Raw genomic sequence first — 22,132 nt, 5'->3', positions numbered from 1 at the left:
GCCTGCAGGTCGGGGGCGAACACCTTGTCGGTGCCGAGCAGCCCCTCCACACTCATCGCCGCTGTCACGTCGGCCAACCGCAGGAGCCCGTGCAGGTCCTCGCAGGCCAGCAGCAGCATGCCGAGCATGCCGTCGGTGCCGTTGATGAGGGCGAGTCCCTCCTTTTCCTCGAGCACGACGGGTTCGATGCCGGCGGCGGACAGCGCCGTCCCGGCCGGCATCAGTGCGCCCTCGGCGTCGCGGACCGTGCCCTCGCCGATGACGGCGAGCGCGACGTGCGCCAGCGGCGCGAGATCACCGGAACACCCGAGGCTGCCGTATTCGTGCACCACCGGCGTGATCCCCGACGACAGCAACGAGGCATAGACCTGCGCCACCTCCGGGCGCGCGCCGGTGCGCCCGGTGGCCAGGGTCGACAACCGCAGCAGCATCAGGGCGCGCACCACCTCTTGCTCGACCTCGGGGCCGTTGCCGGCCGCGTGCGAGCGGACCAGACTGCGCTGCAGCTGTGTCCGCCGTGCGAAGGGGATGTGCCGGGTGGCGAGTGCCCCGAATCCCGTCGAGATCCCGTACACGGGCTTCGGGTCCTCGGCCAGTGCTTCGATGCGCTTGCGGGACTCCGCCATGGCCGAGATCGCGTCCCCCGCAATCCGCACCGGGGCACCGAGACGCGCCACCCGGATCACGTCCTCTGCGGAGACCGCTCCGGTTCCGACGACGACACACTCTTCGGTTCCCACATCACCCAGTCTCCCCCGAGGCCGGAGGGAGGGTGACGAGATTGCGGGAGCGACAACGGCGCCTACCGACGGCCGCGGAGGGCTTCCTCGATTTCGCGTGGCGTCATGAGACGTTCGAGTTTTTCACTCGGCCACGAGGACGGGCGTCCTTGCAATCGGGCTGATTCGAGTAGAGGGAGAGGGCTGCGGTCCCACCGCAGGATCGAATGAACATTCACGACCGATCACTTCCGAACACCGACTCGACAACTTTCCATTGCGCCATTGCACCCGCGACTTTTCGTCGCGCTATTGACTCATCGCCCATCGTGCCCCTTTGGTTACAGGGTTTCGATGAGGCGCGCGGAAGCGCTGGAAAACCGCGGTCGGACGAAGATTCAGTGACCTACCGCACACCGCCCTGTCCTGAACGCCTACGATGACACAAAAGTAATTGTTACCGTTCGTATCACCTTCCCTGACTGGAGACAGCCGATGGCAAACACCCTCGAAGCAAGCATCGACATCGCCGCGACCCCGCAAGACGTGTGGGCCGTCGTGTCGGATCTGAAGCGGATGGGCGAATGGAGCCCCCAGTGCCGCACGATGCGCATCCTCGGTGGCGTCGTCGAAGAGGGCACCAAGACCGTCAACATCAACCGCAAGGGCTTCCTCGTGTGGCCGACCACGTCGAAGGTCGTGAAGTTCCAGCCCAACAAGGCCCTCGCGTTCCGCATCCTCGAGAACCGCACCATCTGGTCGTACGAACTCGAGCCCACGGCGGGCGGAACCAAGGTCACCGAACGTCGCGAGGCGCCGACCGGAACGTCCAAGGTGTCGCAGTTCCTGGTCAAGACCGTCCTCGGCGGCAACGAGGACTTCGAGGTCGACCTCGTGAATGGGATGAACACCACGCTCGCCCGCATCAAGTCGGAGGCCGAGCGCAAGGCTTGACCCTCGACCTGGTCGAGGCCTCAGCGTTGCCGGTATGGACACACCGGACGCCGTCATGGCGAGGATCGCGCAGGGGCAGGAACTAACAATGGCAGGTGACCGGGAGGGCGCCCGGCACATCTTCGAGGAGGTGTGGGACGCCCTCCCGTCCGGCGTCGACCGTGACCCCTTGCACGTCGTCACGCTCGCCCACTACCTGGCGGACGTGCAGACGGACCCCGCGGAGGAACTGCGCTGGGATCTGCTCGCCCTCGACGCCGCCGACTCGCTGACCGACGATCGCGCCCGGGAGCACCACTCCTCACTGCGGGTGGCGGGCTTCTACCCGTCGCTGCACCTCAACGTGGCGGCGGCTCATCACGCACTCGGCCATTCGGCGGAGGCACGGCACCATCTCGACCGGGCGGCGGAGAACTGCGGGTCCCTCGCCGAGGACGGGTACGGCCGGCTGATCCGCGGGGCCATCTCGCGACTCCGCGCAGACCTCGATGCGTGCGAGTGTCGGACGACCCGGGCAGAGTGAGCGGCGTGCTCAGCATCGGCGAACTCGCGCAGGCGTCCGGTCTGTCGGTCAGCGCCCTGCGGTTCTACGACAAGGCGGGCGTCCTCACCCCGCACGTGGTGGACCCCCGCACGGGTTACCGCTGGTACACCGACCGGCACGTGGAGGCGGCCGTCCTCGTCGCCGCGATGCGCCGGGTGGGAATGCCCGTCAAGGAGATGTCGGCCGTGCTGAACGGCGCGGACGCCCACGGACTGCTCGACCGGCATCTCGGCCGGCTCGAGAAAGGGCTCGACGACGCCCGACGCGAACTCACGAGAATTCACCACCTGCTCGACGCTCGACCGAAGACGGAGAGCGCGTTCGTCCTCGGCACCACCGACCTGCTCGCCGCGTTCGGTTCGGTGCGGTTCGCCGCCGACCCCGAGTCGGAGTACCCGGTGCTGCGCGGGTGCCTGTTCGAGACGGACCACGACGTGCTGCGGCTCGTCACCACCGACCGCTACCGGCTGGCGGTCGGCACGGCGGCCGTACTCGCGCCGCCGGACGCGCCGGTCTCCGCCGTCGTGCCGTGCACCTTCCTCGACGACGCCGCCGGGCTCCTGCGCCGCCACGCGGAAGTGTCCGTACTCGTCGACTCCGATGCCGTCACCCTCCGCTGCGGCACCGAAGAGCTCACCACCCGCCTCGTCGACGGTGCGTTCCCCGACCATCGCAGCCTGTCGCCCACACACCCCGGGATCGAGCACACCTTGTCCTCGGCAGAGCTGCGGACACTCCTGGCCGAAGCCGGCGACCGCGTGGATCTCGGCGTCCTGGAGTCCGGCGAGATCGTCGTCGGCAGCCTCGGCGCGGGGCAGGGCCTGCGCTTCCACGTGCAGGTGAACGCGGGTTTTCTCCTCGAGGCCGTCGACGCACTGCCGGGCGAGCAGCTGACGTTCGACGTGTCCGGTCCCCTCACTCCCCTCGCCATCCGGCCACGATCCGTTCACACATCGGAGCCCGCGAGTGCGTACTCTCTCCTGATGCCGTTGCAGCCGGTAGCGCTCACGTAATCTGTGAGTGCGCCGCGATGGCGCGCGCAGCACGTCCGTCCGACACAGTTAGAGGAGCCCGTGGCACGCAAGCCCACACCCCCCGGAACCCCGCAACCCACGAGCGTCGGGCACATCGTCGACCTCGTCCGCGGAGCAGTTCCGCCCCTCCACCCGGCCGGGCTGCCCTTCGTCCTTGCACCCCTCGGTGTGGCGCTCGTCGGGCGCAAGCGCAAGTGGGTCCGGCGTGGGGCGCTGACCTCGGCCGCGGCCTGCGCCGCGTTCTTCCGGCACCCGCACCGCGTGCCGCCGAACCGCGTCGGTGTCGCCGTGGCGCCCGCCGACGGTGAGGTCGCGCTCGTCGACTCCGCGGTCCCGCCGTCCGAGCTGGACATGGGCAGCGAGCCACTCCCCCGGGTCAGCATCTTCCTGTCCGTGCTCGACGTGCACGTCCAGCGCAGCCCCGTCGGCGGAGAGGTGAAGAAGGTCGTCCACCGCGCCGGCCGGTTCCTCTCCGCCGATCTCGCCGACGCCAGCGAGGTCAACGAGCGCAACAGCATGCTGCTGCACACCGCCGACGGACACGACGTCGCCGTCGTGCAGATCGCCGGTCTGCTCGCCCGCAGGATCGTCTGCGACGCCAAGGTCGGCGACACCCTCCCGATCGGCGACACGTACGGTCTGATCCGGTTCGGCTCCCGCGTCGACACCTACTTCCCGGCGGGCACCACGTTGCTCGCCGAGCGAGGCCAGCGGACGATCGGCGCCGAGACCGTCATCGCTCAACTGCCGTGATCGCGAACGCGAAGCAACAGCGGCGGGGACGACCACAGCAGGCGGTTCGGCTGCTGCCGAGTGTGGTCACGATCCTCGCCCTGTGCGCGGGACTGTCCGCCGTCAAGTTCGCGCTCGACGGCGACCTGGGAACGTCGCTGGCGATGATCGGCGCCGCCGCGGTGCTCGATTCGCTCGACGGGCGCATCGCGCGCCTTCTCGACGCCACCAGCAAGATGGGCGCCGAACTGGATTCGCTGGCCGATTCCATCTCCTTCGGCGTCGCCCCGGCCCTCGTCCTCTACGTGACACTGCTGGACGGGCAGAGCTTCGGCTGGATCATCGCGCTGATCTACGCGGTGAGCATCGTGCTGCGGCTGGCGCGGTTCAACACGCTCCTCGACGAAGACGACGCGCCGGGCTACACCAACGAGTACTTCACCGGGGTGCCTGCGCCGGCCGGCGCGCTGGTCGCGCTGGCCCCGCTGGCGGCCGCGGCGCAGTGGGGCGACGGCTGGTGGTCGTCGTATCCCGTCGTAGTGGCGTGGACCGTGATCTCCGCCGCGCTGATCGTCAGCCGCATCCCCACGCTCGCGCTGAAGACGGTGTCCGTGCCCCCGCACATGGCGGCCGGTCTCCTCGTCCTGGTGGCGCTCGCGGCGGCGGCCCTGGTCACCTACCCGTACATCCTGCTGCTCGTCCTCGTGGCGGTGTACCTCGCGCACATTCCGTTCGCGGTCCACTCGAAGCGGTGGGTGGCGGCGCGGCCCGAGACGTGGGACATCAAGCCCGCCGAGCGGCGTGCCATCCGGCGTCAGCCCGACGCCCGCGGCAGGCGATCGGCGGCACGGCTCGGACTGCGCCGTCCCCGGGCCCGGTAGGACGCTCCCGCACGTAGGCTCGACGGCGTGACCTCACCGGAACTCGCGCTCACAGTCCGACTGAACACCTCGGCCGCCGACGCCCGGCGCGGCGTGGTGCGGCTGCATCCGGAAGCCCTCGCCGCGCTCGGCCTCCGCGAATGGGACGCCATCGCCCTGGTCGGCGCCCGCCGCACCGCCGCGGTGGCCGGCCGTGCTCCGGCCGGAACCCCCACCGGGACTGCACTCCTCGACGACGTGACACTGTCCAATGCCGGGCTGTCCGAGAACAGCACCGTCGTCGTGACACCCGTGACGGTGTACGGCGGGAAGACGGTGACGGTCAGCGGATCCGCTCTGGCCGTCAACTCCATCTCCGACGTCACCCTCCGTCACGCCCTGCTCGGCAAGGTCCTCACCGTCGGCGACACCGTGTCGCTCCTCCCCCGCGACCTGGGCCCCGGCACCAGCACCGCACCGGCGACGCAGGCGCTGTCCCGGACGTTCGGCGTCGCCTGGACGTCCGAGTTGCTCACCGTGACCGGGGTCGACCCCGCCGGTGGTCCGGTGAGCGTGCAGCCCAACACCGCGGTCGGGTGGGGCGAGGGGGTGCGCCCGTCGGTGTCTGTGGCGCCCTCCCGGCTGTCCGCGCCCCCCGTCCCGGCCGCCGCGGACGATCCCCCGGTTCCGGTCGAGGACCTCGTCGGCGCGCAGACTCAGGCCGCCAAGCTCACCGAGTGGCTGGGGCTGGCACTCGACGAACCCGAACTGCTCCGGAAACTCGGCGCCTCACCCCATCTGGGGGTTCTGGTGACCGGGCCCGCCGGCGTCGGGAAGGCGACGCTCGCCCGTTCGGTCCTCGCGTCCCGGCGGGTCGTCGAACTCGACGGTCCGAGTGCCGGAGCGCTGGAAGCCGATTCGCGGTTGAAACGGGTCACGGCCGCGGTGGAAGGGATCCGCGGCGGTGGCGTCCTGCTGATCACCGACATCGACGCCCTGCTGCCGGCCACCCCCGAACCGGTGTCGGCGCTGATCGTCGAACAACTCCGCCGCGCGGTGGAGACCGTCGGGGTCGCGTTCGTCGCGACGTCGGCGCACCCGGAATCGATCGACAGCCGGCTCCGCGGGCAGGACCTCTGCGACCGCGAACTCGCGCTGACACTGCCCGACGGCTCCACCCGCAGAGCGCTCCTGGAACTGCTCCTGCGGAAGGTCCCCACCGACGGCGTCACCCTCGACGCGATCGCGGCGCGCACACCCGGGTTCGTCGTCGCCGACCTCGCCGCACTGTGCCGGGAAGCCGCCCTCCGCGCCGCGTCGCGCGCCACCCGGAAGCCGATCGACCCGGCGCTCACCCAGGACGATCTGCTCGGCGCCCTCGACGTCATCCGTCCGCTGTCGAGGTCGGGCAGCGAGGAACTCGCGATCGGCAGCCTCACCCTCGACGACGTCGGCGACATGGTGGAGACCAAGCAGGCGCTGACGGAGGCGGTCCTGTGGCCGCTGCAGCATCCGGATTCGTTCGCCCGTCTGGGTGTCGACCCACCACGCGGCGTGCTGCTCTACGGCCCGCCCGGCTGCGGCAAGACCTATCTCGTTCGGGCGCTGGCCAGTTCGGGACATCTGAGCGTGCACGCCGTGAAGGGCGCCGAGCTGATGGACAAGTGGGTGGGCGCGTCGGAAAAGGCCGTCCGCGAGTTGTTCCAGCGTGCGCGCGATTCGGCGCCGTCGCTGATCTTCCTCGACGAGGTGGACGCGCTGGCTCCGCGACGCGGTCAGAGTTCCGATTCCGGGGTGTCCGATCGGGTGGTGGCATCGCTGCTCACCGAACTCGACGGCGTCGAACCGCTCCGCGACGTCGTGGTCGTCGCCGCCACCAACCGCCCCGACCTCATAGACCCGGCGTTGCTGCGACCCGGCCGCCTGGAGCGACTTGTGTTCGTGCCGCCACCGGACGGCGACGCCCGCCGCGCCATCCTCCGGACGTCCGGCAAGGCGGTCCCCCTCGCGGGCGACGTCGACCTCGACGCCCTGGCCCACGACCTCGACGGCTACTCGGCCGCCGACTGCTCGGCACTGCTGCGGGAGGCCGCGCTGGCCGCCATGCGGCGGAACATCGACGCCGCCGACGTCACGGCGGCCGACGTGGCCGAGGCACGCGAAAAGGTGCGCCCCTCACTCGATCCCGAGCAAGTGGCGCACCTGAAGGCCTATGCGCTGACGCGCCCGTGAGTACTTGTTAACCGCGGGCGGTTAACAAGTACTCACGGGTCAGGACCAGCGGCCGAGCAGCGTAGCCGCGTGCGCTGAGAGGGCGGCCTGGAAGAACGGCCCGAAGCTCACGCGCGCGACCCCGAGCGGGCCGAAGCTCGCCGGGTCGTCCTGATCGGGCAGCCCGATGGCGTTGACGGGCAGCGGCAGCTCCGACGTGAGCCTCTTCTGGGTGGCGTCGTCGTGGCGGCCCACCGGGTACAGGACGTCCGCTCCGGCCTCGGCGGCGAGCTTCAGCCGCGCGATCGCACGGTCGACCCGGTCTGTCTCGTCGCCCACCTGCTTCACGAACAGGTCGGTGCGCGCGTTCACGACCACGTGGACCCCGGCGGCGTCGGCGGCCTGCCGCAATCCGCCGACGAAGTCGGCGTGCTCCTGCGGCTCGCGGAGACGCCCGCCCTCGCTGTGGACCGTGTCCTCGATGTTCAGGCCCACCGCTCCCGCACCGATCAGCCCCTCGATCAGTCGCGCGGGTTCGAGCCCGTATCCCGACTCGATGTCGACGGAGAGCGGCAGATCCACGGCCGCGGTAATCTGCGAGATGCGGTGCAGCAGCTCATCGAACGTGATCCCCTCGTTGTCCGGTTTGCCGATCGAGTCGGACACCGGGTGGCTTCCGACCGTCAGTGCCTGAAACCCGGCGGACACAGCCAGATTCGCAGACCAGGCATCCCACACTGTGGGCAGGATGACGGGGTTGCCGGGCTGGTGCAGCGCCAGCAGGGTGGTGGCCTTCTCGTTGATCGACGTCATAGTTGGGCTCCTCGCCTCGGGTGTATTCGATCGGAGTGGTTCTCGGGCACGCCTTCGGTGCCAACGCCGGGTTCGCCGGTTCCATTCCTACCCGCTCGAGTACCGTGAGCGAATGGACTTCCGCGAACCTCTGTCGGCCGCGGCTGCTCTCGCGTCCGGCGCACTGGCCGGTTTCGTCCTCACCAATCCCCGCAACCGGGCCTGGACGATCAACGCCTCCGATCGTGAGATCGACCGCTGGCTCAGCAGCCAGCCGACGGGTGTGGTGGTGGCCCTCGTCCTCGCCGTCGTCGCCGTGGCCGGTCTGCAACGCTCCGGCTCTCGGCGGCTGTCGTGGCTTCTGGCAGCAGTGTGCGCACTGGTCCTGATCGGTGCCCGGTGGGTGGTGCCCCACGCGGGCGGTGTCGACACGCTGATCGCCCTGCACTTCGCCAAGACCGCGACTGCCGGGTTCCTGCTGGGTGCGGCGGTCGCGGCGGTGTGGGGTCGCTGGGCTCCGCAACTGGCTCTGACACTCGGAGTCGCGGGTGCGTTCCTCCTCGCGAGTGTGCAGCGACTGCCGCGCGGCGACGCCGCCTATGTGGAACCCGCCAGCATGAGCACCTCCGCGATCGGTGAACCCCCGCAGTGGCTGCTCGTCGGGGTGCTCGTGCTCGCCGTCGCGTCGGCGGTCGTGGCGCGGTCGCAGTTCCGGGTACAACGACCCGACCGGAAGACGCTGCTGACGGCGCTGGTCGGCGCCCTGGCCCTCGCCCTGCTCAACCGGTTGCTCGGGGCGTGGATCGACGACCAGGAATTCGGTGAGCCGATGACGGTGTGGCTGATCGTCGCGTTCTCCCTCGCCGTGATCGTGGCGGGCACGGCCCTGATCGCACGCCGATTCCCCGGGCTCGACGGACGCTTTCTCCTCGCCGCCACCGGTGTCACCGCCGCGGCCGTGCTCGTCCTCGACGACCTCCGGACCCCGCGGGTGACGATTCCGGCGGCGGCCCTGCTCGCGGTCGGCGTGTTCACCCTGGCCGCGGGAATCGCGGTGGCGGTCAGGGTTCCGCCGAAGTGGCGCCGGCCCGGGTGGGGCCTGTGTCTCGCCGCCCTCGTTCCACTGGTCGCGACCGTCTGGCCCGACTTCGGCAACGACGGCGTCGCACTCCTGTTCCGGCTGGCCGTTCTGGGCGGCGGGACGGGTTTCGCGCTCGCCTCCGCGCTGCCGGGTTCGGCGCCCGTCGCGGTGCTCGGTCTGGCGCTGCCGTTCGCGTCGCTGGTGTTCGTTGCGGCGACCACCGTTCCCCGCAGCCGGGTGGTCTACTCGGATGCGACCACCAGCAACCGCCTGCCGTCGTCGCCGGCCTCGACGGCCGCGTCCGACCATCTCGCCGGTGTCGCGATGCTGCTCGTCGTCGCGTTCTGCGTCTACGCGGTACACGAGCGGCGCAATACCCCGGACGGCAGCTAGTCGAGGAGGCCGAGCGACTGCAGTCGGCGGAACACGAGCATCGAGCCGGGCGCGACCTCCGGCATCGCCGCGTACTCGTCGACGGTGAAGTACCGCAGTTCGGCGATCTCGCTCGTCGGCCGGGGTTCGGCGCCGAGTTCGGCGAGGAAGCAGGTCATGTGCAGATCCGTGCCCTCGGGATGTCCGTACGCGGGTGCCTCGAACACCCCCAGGTGCTCGAGTGTCCCGTCGACGATCCCGGCGTCGAGTTCTTCCCGGATCTCTCGGTGCAGAGCCTGTTCGGCGTTCTCGCCCGGATCGATCTTGCCGCCGGCCATGTAGAACGCGGTCTTCCCCACCGATCGGGTCTGGAGGAGTTTCCGGTCGCGGATGTGGGCGAGCGCGGCGGTTCGGATCTCGGCAGGCACACTCACAAGATAGATCAGTCCGGGAAGTCGCTCATAACACATTCCGCCCCTTTAGTCCGATTTGCCGCGATTGTGAGTCCGAATAACCGACCCAGTAGGATGTACGTGTAGCCCAACTCGCTAGCTAAGCGAACGGTCTACACGACTCGGTTCGTTTCGTTCCGACACCCCGCCGCCCGCTGACCCCCGACGGAGTGCCTTTTGCTTGCTGTTCTGCTCGCCCATGCCGTTGCCGCCGTTCTGGCTCCGCTAGTGGTGCGCAAGTTCGGCCGCAACGGTTTCTACCCCCTCTCCCTCGTCCCGCTGGCGTCGCTTGGATGGGTGATCGCGAACTGGGGCACAGTCCAGACGGTCTCCATCGAGTGGGTTCCGGGGCTGTCGATGGACCTCGACTTCTGGTTCGATCCGCTCGCCGCGATCATGTCGGTGCTGGTGCTGGGCATCGGCACGCTGATCCTGATCTATTGCGCGCGCTACTTCACCGACGACGAACCGCGCCTCGGCATCTTCGCCGCCGAGATGGTGGCGTTCGCCGGCGCCATGTTCGGCCTCGTCGCCAGCGACAACATGTTGCTGCTGTACATCTTCTGGGAACTGACGACCGTCCTGTCGTTCCTGCTGGTCGGTCACTACGCCGAACGCGCGTCGAGCCGCCGGGCCGCGACGCAGGCGCTGCTGGTCACCACCGCGGGTGGTCTGGCGATGCTGGTCGGCATCATTATCCTCGGCCAGGTCGGCGGCACCTACAACCTGTCCGAACTCATCGAGATCGCACCGCGAGGCTGGCTCGCCGGCGTCGCCGTCGTGTTGATCCTCATCGGCGCACTGTCGAAATCCGCGATCGTGCCCCTGCACTTCTGGCTGCCCGGCGCGATGGCCGCCCCGACCCCGGTCAGCGGTTATCTGCACGCCGCGGCCATGGTGAAGGCCGGCATCTATCTGGTGGCGCGGCTGTCGCCCGGCTTCGCGGACTCGGCGCCCTGGCGGTTCACGATCATCACGCTCGGCCTGCTGACGATGGTCCTCGCGGGATGGCGGGCGATGCGCGCCTTCGACCTCAAACTGGTGCTGGCGTTCGGCACCGTCAGTCAGCTCGGGTTCATGATGGTGCTCGTCGGCCTCGGCACCCGGGACGCCGCGCTCGCCGGGATGACCATGGTCGTCGCCCACGCGATGTTCAAGGCCGCCCTGTTCATGGTGGTCGGCATCATCGACCACTCGACGGGCACCCGGGACATCCGCAAACTCGCGCACCTCGGCGACCGTGCGCCGGCGCTCACCGTCTTCGCCGCGATGGCGGCGGCAAGCATGGCCGGACTTCCGCCGTTCCTCGGGTTCGTCGGCAAGGAAGCCGCATTCGACTCCCTGCTGAGCACGTCCGTCCTCGCCGACCCGGCACGGATCGTCACCGTCGGCGTGGTCGTGTTCGGGTCGATCCTGACGCTCGCCTACAGCGTGCGCTTCATGTGGGGTGCGTTCGGCCGCAAGCGTCTCGCGCGGCCGAGTCCGGCCGTGCAGAACATGCACGCCCCCGGACCCCTGTTCCTCGCCGCGCCCGCCGTTCTCTCGGTTCTGAGTCTGGCCGCGGGACTCGTGTCGCCGCAGCTGGAGAAGCTGCTGACGCCGTACTCGCGCACGCTGCCCGCCACGGCCGCCTCCGACTACCACCTCGCGCTGTGGCACGGCGTCAATACCGCGCTGTTGCTCACCCTGCTGGTGTTCGCGGTCGGTACCGCGCTCTTCGTGGCCCAGCGCTGGGTCAACCGGTTGCGGTTCGAGCATCCGCCGCTCGGCAACGCAGACCGGATCTACGACGCGACACTGCGCGGCATGGACGCCCTGTCGATGCGGCTGACGGGCGCGACCCAGCGCGGTTCGCTCCCGCTGACACAGGCCACCATCCTCGGCACCCTGGTGGTGGTGCCGCTGGTACTGCTCGTCGCCGGCACCAACACCCGCGCCGACGTCCGGCTGTGGGATTCGCCGGTGCAGTTCGTCATCGGGTTGATGATGGTCGCGGCCGCGCTCGCCGCGACCGTCATGCGGAACCGCCTGGCCAGCGTGATCCTCGTCGGTCTCAGCGGTTACGGCTGCGGTGTGCTGTTCGCCCTGCACGGCGCCCCCGACCTGGCGCTGACCCAGTTCCTGGTGGAGACGCTGACCCTCGTCATCTTCGTCCTCGTGTTCCGCAAGCTCCCCGCCGAGGTGGACGAGCGGCGGGCGATCGGGTTCAAGATTCCGCGGGCCCTTCTGGCCGTCGCGGTCGGTGCCACCATCACGACGATCGGCGCGTACGCCATCAACGCCCGCAACTCGGTGCCGATCTACGAACGGCTTCCCGACGCCGCGTACTACCTCGGCAACGGCAAGAACGTCGTCAACGTGCTGCTCGTCGACATCCGCGCCTGGGACACCCTCGGCGAGATCTCGGTGCTGCTCGTGGCCGCCACGGGTGTCGCGAGCCTGGTGTTCCGGAACCGTCGCTTCGGCAGCGCCCCCCGCGTGTCCGACGCACCGGCGGTCTCCGCCGAGTCGTCGGCCTCGCATTCGGAGACCACGTGGCTGCTCGGCGGCGACCTCATCGATCCGAAACACCGCTCGCTGGTGCTCGAGGTGACGACCCGGCTGATCTTCCCGACCATCATGGTGTTGTCGGTGTACTTCTTCTTCGCCGGACACAACGCACCCGGCGGCGGATTCGCCGGCGGCCTCACCGCCGGACTCGCGCTCGTCCTGCGGTACCTCGCGGGAGGACGCTACGAGCTCGGCGAGACCGTCCCGATCGACGCGGGCAAGATCCTCGGCCTCGGCCTCACGCTCGCCGCGGGCACCGCGCTGGCATCGCTGTTCCTCGGCGCACCCGCCCTGTCCTCCGCGGTCTTCGAGGTGACGCTGCCGGTGTTCGGCCACGTCAAGATGGTCACCGCCCTGTTCTTCGACCTGGGCGTGTATCTCATCGTGGTCGGTCTCGTACTCGACGTTCTCCGCAGTCTCGGAGCGCGTCTCGACGCACAGATCGAGGTGAACCAGCGATGAGCGCGAACATCGGATTTCTCGTCATCATCGGCGTCCTGGTGTCGGCCGGCGTCTACCTGCTCATCGAGCGCAGCATCACCCGCATGCTGCTCGGGTTGCTGCTGTTCGGCAACGGCATCAACCTGCTGATCCTCACGTCCGGCGGTACGGACGGCAATCCGCCCATCGTCGGCCGGGAGTCCATTCACGAGTCGATGGCGGACCCGCTCGCACAGGCGATGATCCTGACGGCGATCGTCATCACGATGGGCATCGCCGGCTTCGTGCTCGCCCTCGCGTACCGGTCGTTCAAGATCACCACCCAGGACGCCGTCGAGAACGACCCCGAGGACACCAAGGTCCTGCGGCGCCGGTCTCCCGCCGAGGCCCCCGACCGCGACCGCTCCGACGACCCGGTCACCGGCGAACCGAGCTTCAGCGGCGACGCATTCGACAAGGACGGAAACCCCATTCCTCTGGAAGAGCTGAAGAACCTCGAGGACCTCGAGTGCTACGAAGACCTGCACGAGGGTGACTTCGACGACGAGGGTGACTTCGACGACGACGAGGATTCGGACAAGGCGAGCATCGGAGAGAAGTCGTGATCATCTCTCCGCACATCATCACGGCACTCGCGCCGCTGCCCGTCCTCGTCCCGATGCTCGCCGCCGCCGCCACGCTGGTGCTGGGCCGGCGTCCGCGCGCCCAGCGGATCATCACGCTCGTCGCGCTGATCGCCGTCCTCGTCGTGTCGGGACTGCTGCTGTTCCTCGCCGACCGCGACGGGACCACGGCCATTCAGGTGGGTGGCTGGGATTCCCCGATCGGCATCACACTGGTGGTCGACCGGCTGTCCGCGATGATGCTGGTGGTCTCGTCGATCGTGCTGCTCGCCGTCATGGCGTACGCCGTCGGTCAGGGTATCCGCGACGGCAGTGAAGACCAGCCCGTCTCGATCTTCCTGCCGACGTATCTGGCGCTGACGGCGGGCATCTCCAACGCGTTCCTCGCGGGCGACCTGTTCAATCTGTACGTCGGCTTCGAGGTGCTCCTCGCCGCCAGCTTCGTGCTGCTGACGCTCGGGGCGAGCGCCGACCGCGTCCGCGCGGGTGTGTCGTACGTGATGGTGTCGATGGTGTCGTCGCTGATCTTCCTGGCGGGCATCGCGTTCGCGTACGCGGCGACCGGCACCCTCAACCTCGCCGACATGGCCACCCGCCTCGACGGCATCCCGTCCGGCACCCGCACCGCCATCTTCGGGGTGCTGCTCGTGGCGTTCGGCATCAAGGCCGCGGTGTTCCCGCTGTCGACGTGGCTGCCCGACTCCTACCCCACCGCACCGGCACCGGTCACCGCCGTGTTCGCCGGCCTGCTCACCAAGGTCGGTGTGTACGCGATCATCCGGGCGCACACGCTGCTCTTCCCGGAGGGCGAACTCGACAACGTGCTGATGGTGTGCGGCCTTCTGACGATGCTCGTCGGCATCCTCGGTGCGATCGCGCAGAGCGACATCAAACGTCTGCTGTCCTTCACCCTGGTCAGCCACATCGGGTACATGGTGTTCGGGGTCGCGCTGTCGACGCAGTCGGGACTGTCGGGTGCCATCTACTACGTGGCCCACCACATTCTGGTGCAGACCACACTGTTCCTGGTGGTCGGTCTGATCGAACGCCAGGCCGGGTCGTCGTCGCTGCGTCGCCTCGGCGGGCTCGCCGCCGCGAGCCCCGTCCTCGCCATCGTGTTCCTCGTCCCGGCCCTCAATCTCGGCGGCATTCCCCCGTTCTCCGGGTTCATCGGCAAGGTCGCGCTGTTGCAGGCCGGTTCGGCCGACGCGAGCGTGCTGGCGTGGATCCTCGTCGCCGGCGGAACCCTCACCAGCCTCCTCACGCTGTACGTCGTCGCACGTGTGTGGACCAAGGCGTTCTGGCGGGCCCGCGCCGACGCCCCCGAGGGTGACCTCGCGGACGTCAGCCCGTCGGCGCTGCTCGACGAGTCCGAGGCCGACATCGCGTTCGACGAACGCGCCGACGTGGGCCGCATCCCCGCGATGATGCTGATTCCGACGGTCGCGCTCGTCGCGGTGGGGCTGGCGATGACGGTGTTCGCCGGCCAGATCATCCAGATCAGTGATCGTGCGGCGAGCGATCTGCAGAACCGGTCGATCTACATCGACGCCGTCCTCGGCGGTCACCCCGGCAGCGAAGCGCAGGAGGCGCCGCGATGAAACGCGAGAGACTTCTCCAGTTCGGCGCGTTGCTGTGGCTGATGGCCGTATGGATCCTGTTGTGGGGCAACGTCAGCTGGGGCAACATCGTCGGCGGTCTCGCCGTAGGCGCCGTCATCATGGTCCTGATGCCGCTGCCGCGGGTGCCCGTCGAAGGTCGAGTGCACGTACTTCCGCTGCTCCGGTTGGCCGTGATGTTCGTGTACTACTCGCTCCAGTCGAGCCTGCAGATCGCGTGGCTCGCGCTCCGGCCCGGACCGCCGCCCGTCACCGGTGTCCTGCGCTATCAGCTGGGTATCAAGTCGGACCTGGTGCTGACCCTGTGCATCGACGTCCTGAACCTCATTCCGGGCACCATGGTCCTCGAGATCGACCAGGTGCGGCGGATCGTCTACGTCCACGTGCTGGACATGGGCTCGCAGAAGGCGGTCAGCCAGTTCTACCGCACGGTCGCGCAGTTGGAGCAGTTGTTCATCGCGGCGTTCGAGCGCGACTCCGACTGGAAACCGAGCCCCTGGCACAACCGCGACCAGCAGTACGACGACCCCGCTCAGGAGGGCAGCTCATGACAGTCGTATCGGTCATATCCGGGATCATCCTCGTCGTCGCCGGAGTACTGACGACGTTCCGGCTGCTCGACGGCCCCAACTCGCTGGACCGTCTCGTCGCCCTCGACACCCTGATCGCACTCGCGATGTGCGGACTCGCCGTGTGGGCCGCCTATACCGGCGACACGACGATCGTGCCTGCCATCGTCGCGTTGTCGTTGGTCGGTTTCATCGGTTCGGTGTCGGTGGCCCGATTCCGGGTGAGTGACAAGTCGTGAGCACCGTATTGAACGTCATCGGGGCCACCCTCATGCTCTGCGGTTCGCTGCTGGCACTGACGGCCGCCATCGCCATCGTCCGGTTCCCGGACACCCTGCGCCGCATGCACGCAGCCACCAAACCGCAGGTGGTCGGGCTGATCATGGTGCTCGCGGGCGCCGTCCTCGAACTGCGCGGCAACGTCGACATCTGGATGCTGATCCTCGTCGGCATCTTCACGCTGTTCACCGCGCCGGTCATCGCCCACAGCGTCGGCCGGGTGGCCTACCGCGAGCAGCGGGATCAGGACGGGCTGCTGATGATCAACGAGTTGGAGCCGCCAGAGCGTCCGTGACGACGGCCTTGCCGGTTCCCCAGCGGGCGAGTGCGCTGTCGGGTCGGGCGAAGAACGTCGCGTAGAACCCGACACTCATCGCGGCGAGCGCCCCGAGCACGAGCGGTCCGGACAGTTCGGGGAATCGGCCCATCGGAACGGCGAGATAGCGGTAACTGAGCAGCAGGCCGGCGAGAATGAGGGCGCCGCCGCCGACCAGCCGGACACGGAACCAGCCCCACCCCCGCTCGGGATCTCGCAGCGCCGATTCGATGGTCAGGCACAGGACGGCGCCGGCAACCAGGTCGACGCCGTAGTGATAGCCGAATCCGAGCGTCGCCGTCAGCGTGCACACCAGCCAGAAGGTGCCGCCGAGACGCAGCCACCAGGCGCCCTGCCGGGAGTGGATGAACAGTGCCAGGGCCCACGCCGTGTGCAGGCTCGGCATGCAGTTGCGCGGCGTCGTCGAATCGAACGCGATCGGTTCGGGCGCGAAGTCGGGTGTCGGGACGAAGTTGGGCCAGTAATCGCTGACCTGGAACCCCTGCCCCTCGGTGCCGAACGCGAAGATCGGACCGACCACCGGGAAGAGCACGTAGAACACCGGACCGATGAGCCCGATCAGCAGGAAGGTACGCACCAGATAGTGCGACGGCCAGCCGTTCCGCAGTTGGTACACCGCCACCGCGATGGCCGCGACCGGCAGTTCGATGTAGACCCAGTGGAGGATGCCGTAGCCGACCGGTCCGAGCGCGTCGACGAACTGGCCCATGTGCCACGACGGGCTTCCCAGCGCGTGATCCGCCAGTTGGGCGAATTCGTCGAGAACCATCGGCCCGGCCATGATGGTGACCTGCAGCCAGGCGTCGCCGAACTTCGTGGCCAGGATCAGCAGCGCGCCGAGACCGACGCCCTTGAGGGCACTGCGCCGCTGGTCACCGGTCCAGCGGACCGCCGCGTAGACACCCACCCCAGTGAGTACCCAGGTCGCGCCGTTTCCGACGGTCAGCGGGCCACCCGACAGGTAGCGAACAGCGGCGACCGCCACGTCGATGCCCGCCGCAGCGGACAGTGCGACGACGCGTTGCCGGTTCGTGAGCCCGACCATCGCGAGCGCGAGGCCCGCCCACGGAACGGACGCCGATTTGGGGGTCAGGACATAGTCGCGGGACAGGCTTTCGAGGGGGCCCTGGAATCCCTGCGCGTACGCGACGCACTGGACCACCAGCAGCAGGATCGCCACACCGAACGCCCCGCCCGCGACGAACATGCGAGAGCGATCGACGGACCCACCCGGCCGTGCAACGGCAACATCGTCGATCGACACCCGCCAAGTGTAAACAACACGTGAACGGGAAGTGGACGAGTGCCCTGTCCGAGACCGTGATTCAGGTCCCGAGTTCCTTCACCAGTGCATCGACCACGGCCACCAGATCACCCCCGGTCGCTTCCGCGACCTGACGTTGCCGCTGGTAGGAGGCGCCGCGACGGGGAATCTCGGCGACCGACGCCAACTCGTCCGCACACCCGAGACGCGCCGCGGTCGGCGCCAGCTTCTCGAGCAGGTCGTTCAGGTCGTCGGTGACGAGACGCTCGTTACTGTCCTCGTCGAGAATGATCTCGGCGTCGAGCCCGTACCGCGCGGCCCGCCACTTGTTCTCCTTCACGTGCCACGGCTGCAGGTTCGGCAGGTTCTCGCCCGCCTCGAAACGGCGGTCCAGGTCGACGATCAGGCAGTGCACGAGCGCGACGAGGGAACTGAGCTCGGCGCGGGTGGAGATGCCGTCGAAGACACGGACCTCGATGGTGCCCCAGCGCGGCGCGGGCCGGATGTCCCAGTGCATCCCGCCGATCTTGGTGATCACGCCGGTCTTCATCTGGTCGCTGATGAAATCCTCGTACTGTCCCCAGTTCGCGAACTGGTACGGCAGCCCCGCGGTGGGAAGCTGCTGGAACATCAGTGCGCGATTACTCGCATACCCGGTGTTGACGCCCGCCCACATCGGCGACGACGCGGACAGCGCGAGCAGGTGCGGGTACCGTTGCAGCAGCGCGTTGAGGATCGGGAACACCTTCTGCGGCGAGGACACCCCGACGTGGACGTGCACACCCCAGATCAGCATCTGCCGGCCCCACCACTGCGTGCGCTCGATCAACTCGTCGTAATCAGGTGTACGCGTGACCAATTGGGTGGACCACTGCGCAAACGGGTGCGTTCCGGCACAGATGAGATCGACCCCGAGCGGATTCGCCGCACGACGCAACAGGTCGAGCGACTCGTCGAGGTCGTCCATGGCCTCACCGACGGTGGAGTGGATACCCGTGACGAGTTCGACGGTGTTGCGAAGCAACTCCTTGGTGATGCGCGGATCCTCGGGGCCCGCGAGATTCGCGACCGCGTCGAACACCTCCGCGGCCGTATTGGAGAGATCCCGCGTGACCCTGTCGACCAGCGCGATCTCCCACTCGACACCCAGCGTCGGCCGCGGCGAACCGGGAAAGGGAACTACCACGGTTTCGATCCAACCACAGGCCACGGCGTGCGGCAGCGCGCCGACATCCCGGCCGCAGCCGGGATGTCACGCGGCTCAGCTGGCGCCGATGACACCACAGGCCACGCGGGAGCCTGCGTCCCCGGTGTTCAGGGTTTCCTGATCGGGAGCGGGTGCGTATCGGGTGGGGATGTTGGCGAAGTTGTCGGCGCCCGAGTGGATCATGACCGCCGTACCGGTGTCGCCGTTCTTCAGGTCCTCGACCGTGAAGGCGTCGGTGGTGGTGACCAATTCGGCGGTACCGTCTTCCAGCACCTGCAGCGAGGTGAGGTCACCGCTCGCGGGGTGTCCCGAGTGTCCCGCGGCCTGGAAGTGCCCGCCCGCGGACAGGAAGTTTCCGGGCGCACCCCCGGTCGGCGCAACGGAGTTGGTCTCACACTTGCCGACGGAATGCACGTGGAAACCGTGGAATCCGGGTGTCTGATCCTTGACGGAGACGGTGATCTCGACGTGGCTGCCGGCCTGCTTGAACGTGGCGGTTCCCACGTCTTGGCCCTCTGCGTTCTTCAGCGTCGCGCTGACCGCGCCACTCTCGGCAGACTCACCCGAGCCGCTCTCGGCGTCGCCGGGAACACCTGCCGCACTGGGATCGGCGGCACCGGTCCAGACGGGAGGAGTGGTGCCGGGAACGTCGGTCGGCCCCTCGTTGTTACTGCAGGCGGTCAGTCCGAGTGCTGCAATGGCCACCACCGGGGTGACAATGCGCCAGGACATCCGACGGGTAGAACTCGAGGCCATCAAACCGCTCCTTTGAGGTGGCGAAGAAGTGCATCTGATCATAACCGCGGTGACGCTGCACCGACCGTCCGGTCTACTGCGGGGAGGTGACGATGACGATGACACCGGCGGACGAATTCGCGATACCCGGGAACCGCGGCTGCGCGGACACCCCGAGCTGGGCGGCGATCTCCGTGGCCGCCTCCTTCTCGGCGGCGGAAGTCCCGTAGTACACGGTGGTTTCGGAGATGGTGCCGTCGCTGTAGTTACCGGTTTCCGACACCGTCCACCCCGAGGACATCAGCTCGGTGGCCGTCTGACTGGCGAGACCGGTGACGTTGCTGTTGTTCAGCACGCGAACCGGGACCGACGCCGCATCGGCGGACTTCGTGGTGCTCGATGCGCCGGACGGGGCGCTCGTCGCGGACGCCGACGTGGCTCCCGCCGCCCCGGCCGCCGGCGTCGAGCGTGCAGCGGCGGTGGTTGTGGCCGCCGCCGAGGTGGTGACGGTCGCTGCGGTCTCCTCCGAGTCCGAGCCCCCCAGGGAGGCGAACCCGAGACCCGCGAAGAGAATCGCGAGAGCGATCAGCACCATCGCGAGGGCACGTAACGGCGGGCCGGACGATTCGGGTTTCGGAGTACTCACGGTGTCGACCTTAGCCACCGGGTGCTACGTGACGTCGAACCCGAGGCGACGGGCGGCGCGGGCCTTCTGCCTGCTCGCACGCAGCCGTCGCAGCCGCTTCACGAGCATCGGGTCGGCGGCCAGCGCCTCCGGCCGGTCCACCAGCGCGTTGAGCACCTGGTAATACCTGGTGGCGGACATGTCGAACAGTTCTTTGATCGCTTCTTCCTTCGCGCCGGCGTACTTCCACCATTGACGCTCGAAGGACAGGATGTCGTGCTCCCGACGCGAGAGGCCGTCGCCTCCGACGTCGTTGACCCCTACGGAGCTGTCGCTGTCGGTGCGCTCGGACTGGTTCCGACTACGCGCTGTTGCGCCGTCCATCTCACTCCTCGACTACTAGCTCTCGCTCGACCTCAGCGAAACCACGTTCCCCCGGCCCCTCGATCGCGTGGCCGACCGAGCAACGAATTACACAGCTGTACTTCAGCGCCTATTCAACCACGCCGAAGGCTGTGGGCAGTGCGAACGGCCCGGGCGCGCCGCACTATCCTTGACGACCATGGCCATCCTCCCCATCCGGATCGTGGGCGACCCGGTACTGCACGAACCGACCGAGACGGTGTCCCAGTCACCTGCGGAACTCGCTGAACTCATAGCAGACATGTACGACACGATGGACGCCGCCAACGGTGTCGGACTCGCCGCCAACCAGGTCGGAATACCGCTGCGGTTGTTCGTCTACGACTGCCCGGACGTCGACGAGAACGGCAAGGCGCTGCGCCGCCGCGGATGCGTCGTCAACCCGGTCCTCGAGACGTCGGAACGACCGGAGACCATGCCGGACCCCGAGGACGACGTCGAGGGCTGCCTGTCGGTGCCGGGCGAGCAGTTCCCCACCGGACGGGCCGAGTGGGCGAAGGTCACGGGCACCGACGCCGACGGCAATGCCGTCGAGATCGAAGGGCACGACTTCTTCGCCCGCATGCTGCAGCACGAGGTCGGTCACCTCGACGGTTTCCTCTACGTCGACATGCTGGTCGGCCGCAACGCCCGCGCCGCCAAGAAGACCATCAAGCGCGCCGGCTGGGGAGTTCCCGGTCTCAGCTGGGTGCCGGGCACGGTCGAAGACCCGTTCGGGCATGACGACTGACATTCCGCTCGGAAGCCGGGTGGTGCTGCGGTATCGGCTGCCACCCGGTTCCACCCACCCGATGACCGACGTCATCGGGACCCTGGAGAGCGTCGAACCGCTCGTCGCCGTCCGCGCGGCGGACGACTCCCTCGTCGAGGTCGAACCGGACCGGGTGGTCGCGCTCAAGGCCGTTCCCGCACGACCGGTGCGTGCGAGCGAGATCCGGTCCCTCGAACTGGCGTCCGCCGACGGCTGGCCGGGGATCGAGCACGCGTGGATCGACGGGTGGCTCGCCCGGTACGGTCACGGCTTCACCGGACGCGCCAACTCCGCGGCACCGCTCGGCGACCGCGGAAGCGTCGGGAGCCTGGACGACTCCTCCCCCGGCGGCACCCTCGACCGGCTCCGCGAGTGGTACGCCGAGCGCGACCGTCCCCTGCGGCTGCTGATTCCCGACCGCCTCGGTGAGGTGCCGCTCGGCTGGAAGGTCAGCGACGAGGTGGTCGTGATGGCGGCCGACGTCGACAACCTGGCGCTGCCCGAAGGCCCGCGGACCACCACCGTCACCGATCACCCGGATCCCGACTGGCTCGCGCTCTACCGCTACCGCGGGTCCGCGCTGCCCGACTTCGCGGTGGACGTGCTGGACTCCGTCCGCGGCGGGACCCTCGGGTTCGGCCGGATCGGCGCCGCCGATTCGACACTGCTCGCCGTCGCACGGGGATCCGTCACGTCGGCGCCCGACGACCGCCGGTGGGTCGGGCTCACCGCGGTCGAGGTGGCGGAGGCCCACCGCCGCCACGGGATCGGCAGCCTCATCTGCGGCGACATGATCAACTGGGGGCGCGAACACGGCGCGACCCACGCGTGCCTGCAGGTCGCTGTCGAGAACGAGGGCGCGCAGGCGATGTACCGCAACCTCGGCTTCGTCGCGCACCACCGGTACCGCTACGCCACGGAACCCGGCGGCTGAGGACCTGTCGGACACTGCCGCTAG

General features: G+C 68.7%; 22 protein-coding genes and 1 pseudogene. 15 read left to right on the top strand and 8 right to left on the bottom strand.

Going from position 1 to position 22,132, the window contains the following annotated elements; genetic code table 11:
• The coding region (locus RJ1_RS34115) for an aromatic amino acid lyase (protein WP_170008925.1) at positions 1-740 on the bottom strand (740 nt) is incomplete at its 3' end.
• Between the two features lie 474 nt (positions 741-1,214).
• On the opposite strand from RJ1_RS34115, the gene RJ1_RS34110 reads away from it, so the two are divergent.
• The 6 genes and pseudogenes from RJ1_RS34110 to RJ1_RS34085 all read left to right on the top strand — a co-directional run bounded on the left by RJ1_RS34110 (position 1,215) and on the right by RJ1_RS34085 (position 7,075).
• A complete protein-coding gene (locus tag RJ1_RS34110) occupies positions 1,215-1,673 on the top strand; it encodes an SRPBCC family protein (RefSeq protein ID WP_073366872.1) in 459 nt (152 codons plus the stop codon).
• 34 nt (positions 1,674-1,707) lie between these two features.
• A pseudogene (locus RJ1_RS34105) lies at positions 1,708-2,215 on the top strand (hypothetical protein); the annotation flags it as partial.
• On the top strand, positions 2,193-3,230 hold the full coding sequence (locus RJ1_RS34100) for a DNA polymerase III subunit beta family protein (RefSeq protein WP_073366876.1): 1,038 nt from the start codon (positions 2,193-2,195) through the stop codon (positions 3,228-3,230). The pseudogene RJ1_RS34105 and the gene RJ1_RS34100, both read left to right, overlap by 23 nt.
• Positions 3,231-3,290: 60 nt before the next feature.
• Positions 3,291-4,004 carry a phosphatidylserine decarboxylase gene (locus RJ1_RS34095; RefSeq protein WP_073366870.1) on the top strand — a complete coding sequence of 238 codons (714 nt, stop codon included), beginning with the start codon at positions 3,291-3,293 and terminating at the stop codon, positions 4,002-4,004.
• The gene (pssA, locus tag RJ1_RS34090; RefSeq protein ID WP_073366869.1) at positions 4,001-4,864 is read left to right on the top strand and encodes a CDP-diacylglycerol--serine O-phosphatidyltransferase; all 864 of its coding nucleotides are present in this window, start codon (positions 4,001-4,003) and stop codon (positions 4,862-4,864) included. The genes RJ1_RS34095 and pssA overlap by 4 nt, the downstream gene beginning before the upstream one ends.
• 27 nt (positions 4,865-4,891) lie before the next feature.
• A complete protein-coding gene (locus RJ1_RS34085; protein ID WP_073366868.1) occupies positions 4,892-7,075 on the top strand; it encodes an AAA family ATPase in 2,184 nt (727 codons plus the stop codon).
• 39 nt (positions 7,076-7,114) lie between these two features.
• Here RJ1_RS34085 and RJ1_RS34080 read toward each other — a convergent pair whose 3' ends face one another.
• Positions 7,115-7,867 (bottom strand): isocitrate lyase/PEP mutase family protein, encoded by a 753-nt coding sequence (locus RJ1_RS34080; RefSeq protein WP_073366867.1) that lies wholly within the window; start codon positions 7,865-7,867, stop codon positions 7,115-7,117.
• Between the two features lie 112 nt (positions 7,868-7,979).
• Here RJ1_RS34080 and RJ1_RS34075 point away from each other — a divergent pair, with 112 nt between their 5' ends.
• Positions 7,980-9,320: a hypothetical protein gene (locus tag RJ1_RS34075; RefSeq protein WP_073366866.1), complete on the top strand. Its 1,341-nt coding sequence runs from the start codon at positions 7,980-7,982 to the stop codon at positions 9,318-9,320.
• On the opposite strand, the gene RJ1_RS34070 is transcribed toward RJ1_RS34075, so the two are convergent.
• Positions 9,317-9,769 carry an NUDIX hydrolase gene (locus RJ1_RS34070; protein WP_073366865.1) on the bottom strand — a complete coding sequence of 151 codons (453 nt, stop codon included), beginning with the start codon at positions 9,767-9,769 and terminating at the stop codon, positions 9,317-9,319. The genes RJ1_RS34075 and RJ1_RS34070 overlap by 4 nt on opposite strands.
• Positions 9,770-9,928: 159 nt before the next feature.
• Between RJ1_RS34070 and RJ1_RS34065 the strand changes: the two genes are divergently transcribed.
• Genes RJ1_RS34065 through mnhG form a run of 6 tightly spaced genes read left to right on the top strand, consistent with a single transcriptional unit; the run spans position 9,929 to position 16,127 of the window.
• On the top strand, positions 9,929-12,763 hold the full coding sequence (locus RJ1_RS34065; RefSeq protein WP_073366864.1) for a Na+/H+ antiporter subunit A: 2,835 nt from the start codon (positions 9,929-9,931) through the stop codon (positions 12,761-12,763).
• Positions 12,760-13,347 (top strand): Na(+)/H(+) antiporter subunit C, encoded by a 588-nt coding sequence (locus RJ1_RS34060; protein WP_073366863.1) that lies wholly within the window; start codon positions 12,760-12,762, stop codon positions 13,345-13,347. The genes RJ1_RS34065 and RJ1_RS34060 overlap by 4 nt, the downstream gene beginning before the upstream one ends.
• A complete protein-coding gene (locus tag RJ1_RS34055) occupies positions 13,344-14,966 on the top strand; it encodes a Na+/H+ antiporter subunit D (RefSeq protein WP_073366862.1) in 1,623 nt (540 codons plus the stop codon). The genes RJ1_RS34060 and RJ1_RS34055 overlap by 4 nt, the downstream gene beginning before the upstream one ends.
• Positions 14,963-15,535 (top strand): Na+/H+ antiporter subunit E, encoded by a 573-nt coding sequence (locus tag RJ1_RS34050; RefSeq protein WP_073366861.1) that lies wholly within the window; start codon positions 14,963-14,965, stop codon positions 15,533-15,535. The genes RJ1_RS34055 and RJ1_RS34050 overlap by 4 nt, the downstream gene beginning before the upstream one ends.
• Entirely contained in the window at positions 15,532-15,792 is a 261-nt protein-coding gene (locus tag RJ1_RS34045; protein ID WP_005251754.1) for a monovalent cation/H+ antiporter complex subunit F, read from the top strand. The genes RJ1_RS34050 and RJ1_RS34045 overlap by 4 nt, the downstream gene beginning before the upstream one ends.
• Complete coding sequence (mnhG, locus tag RJ1_RS34040) at positions 15,789-16,127, top strand: monovalent cation/H(+) antiporter subunit G (RefSeq protein WP_073366860.1); 339 nt, start codon at positions 15,789-15,791, stop codon at positions 16,125-16,127. The genes RJ1_RS34045 and mnhG overlap by 4 nt, the downstream gene beginning before the upstream one ends.
• Here the strand turns inward: mnhG and RJ1_RS34035 are convergent.
• From RJ1_RS34035 to napA, 5 genes are all read right to left on the bottom strand, one after another.
• Positions 16,096-17,376 carry a phosphatase PAP2 family protein gene (locus RJ1_RS34035; RefSeq protein ID WP_073366859.1) on the bottom strand — a complete coding sequence of 427 codons (1,281 nt, stop codon included), beginning with the start codon at positions 17,374-17,376 and terminating at the stop codon, positions 16,096-16,098. The genes mnhG and RJ1_RS34035 overlap by 32 nt on opposite strands.
• A gap of 118 nt (positions 17,377-17,494) precedes the next feature.
• Positions 17,495-18,619, bottom strand: a complete 1,125-nt coding sequence (locus RJ1_RS34030) for a glutamate--cysteine ligase (RefSeq protein WP_073366858.1) — start codon at positions 18,617-18,619, stop codon at positions 17,495-17,497.
• A 75-nt stretch (positions 18,620-18,694) separates the two neighbouring features.
• Complete coding sequence (sodC, locus tag RJ1_RS34025) at positions 18,695-19,396, bottom strand: superoxide dismutase[Cu-Zn] (protein WP_073366857.1); 702 nt, start codon at positions 19,394-19,396, stop codon at positions 18,695-18,697.
• A gap of 73 nt (positions 19,397-19,469) precedes the next feature.
• A complete protein-coding gene (locus RJ1_RS34020; RefSeq protein ID WP_073366875.1) occupies positions 19,470-20,021 on the bottom strand; it encodes a LytR C-terminal domain-containing protein in 552 nt (183 codons plus the stop codon).
• A gap of 24 nt (positions 20,022-20,045) precedes the next feature.
• The gene (gene napA, locus RJ1_RS34015; protein WP_073366856.1) at positions 20,046-20,384 is read right to left on the bottom strand and encodes a nucleoid-associated protein NapA; all 339 of its coding nucleotides are present in this window, start codon (positions 20,382-20,384) and stop codon (positions 20,046-20,048) included.
• Positions 20,385-20,562: 178 nt separating this feature from the next.
• On the opposite strand from napA, the gene RJ1_RS34010 reads away from it, so the two are divergent.
• Together RJ1_RS34010 and RJ1_RS34005 are read left to right on the top strand one after the other, a co-directional pair.
• Positions 20,563-21,153, top strand: a complete 591-nt coding sequence (locus RJ1_RS34010) for a peptide deformylase (RefSeq protein ID WP_073366855.1) — start codon at positions 20,563-20,565, stop codon at positions 21,151-21,153.
• Entirely contained in the window at positions 21,143-22,108 is a 966-nt protein-coding gene (locus RJ1_RS34005) for an N-acetylglutamate synthase, CG3035 family (RefSeq protein ID WP_073366854.1), read from the top strand. Before RJ1_RS34010 ends, RJ1_RS34005 begins: the two co-directional genes overlap by 11 nt.
• Positions 22,109-22,132: the final 24 nt, after the last annotated feature.

Origin of the sequence: Rhodococcus jostii NBRC 16295 (assembly GCF_001894825.1) — a bacterium.
Lineage (GTDB): Bacteria > Actinomycetota > Actinomycetes > Mycobacteriales > Mycobacteriaceae > Rhodococcus_F > Rhodococcus_F jostii.
Note: the sequence above shows the minus strand (reverse complement) of the source record. Positions and strands in the feature narration are given on the sequence as shown.

Excerpts from the sequence above, each read along its gene's own strand:
- RJ1_RS34110 (WP_073366872.1), top strand. The coding sequence starts at position 1,215 with ATGGCAAACACCCTCGAAGCAAGCATCGACATCGCCGCGACCCCGCAA.
- RJ1_RS34080 (WP_073366867.1), bottom strand. The coding sequence starts at position 7,867 with ATGACGTCGATCAACGAGAAGGCCACCACCCTGCTGGCGCTGCACCAG.
- RJ1_RS34075 (WP_073366866.1), top strand. The coding sequence starts at position 7,980 with ATGGACTTCCGCGAACCTCTGTCGGCCGCGGCTGCTCTCGCGTCCGGC.
- RJ1_RS34070 (WP_073366865.1), bottom strand. The coding sequence starts at position 9,769 with ATGTGTTATGAGCGACTTCCCGGACTGATCTATCTTGTGAGTGTGCCT.
- RJ1_RS34060 (WP_073366863.1), top strand. The coding sequence starts at position 12,760 with ATGAGCGCGAACATCGGATTTCTCGTCATCATCGGCGTCCTGGTGTCG.
- RJ1_RS34050 (WP_073366861.1), top strand. The coding sequence starts at position 14,963 with ATGAAACGCGAGAGACTTCTCCAGTTCGGCGCGTTGCTGTGGCTGATG.
- RJ1_RS34045 (WP_005251754.1), top strand. The coding sequence starts at position 15,532 with ATGACAGTCGTATCGGTCATATCCGGGATCATCCTCGTCGTCGCCGGA.
- RJ1_RS34035 (WP_073366859.1), bottom strand. The coding sequence starts at position 17,376 with ATGTTCGTCGCGGGCGGGGCGTTCGGTGTGGCGATCCTGCTGCTGGTG.
- sodC (WP_073366857.1), bottom strand. The coding sequence starts at position 19,396 with ATGGCCTCGAGTTCTACCCGTCGGATGTCCTGGCGCATTGTCACCCCG.
- napA (WP_073366856.1), bottom strand. The coding sequence starts at position 20,384 with ATGGACGGCGCAACAGCGCGTAGTCGGAACCAGTCCGAGCGCACCGAC.
- RJ1_RS34010 (WP_073366855.1), top strand. The coding sequence starts at position 20,563 with ATGGCCATCCTCCCCATCCGGATCGTGGGCGACCCGGTACTGCACGAA.
- RJ1_RS34005 (WP_073366854.1), top strand. The coding sequence starts at position 21,143 with ATGACGACTGACATTCCGCTCGGAAGCCGGGTGGTGCTGCGGTATCGG.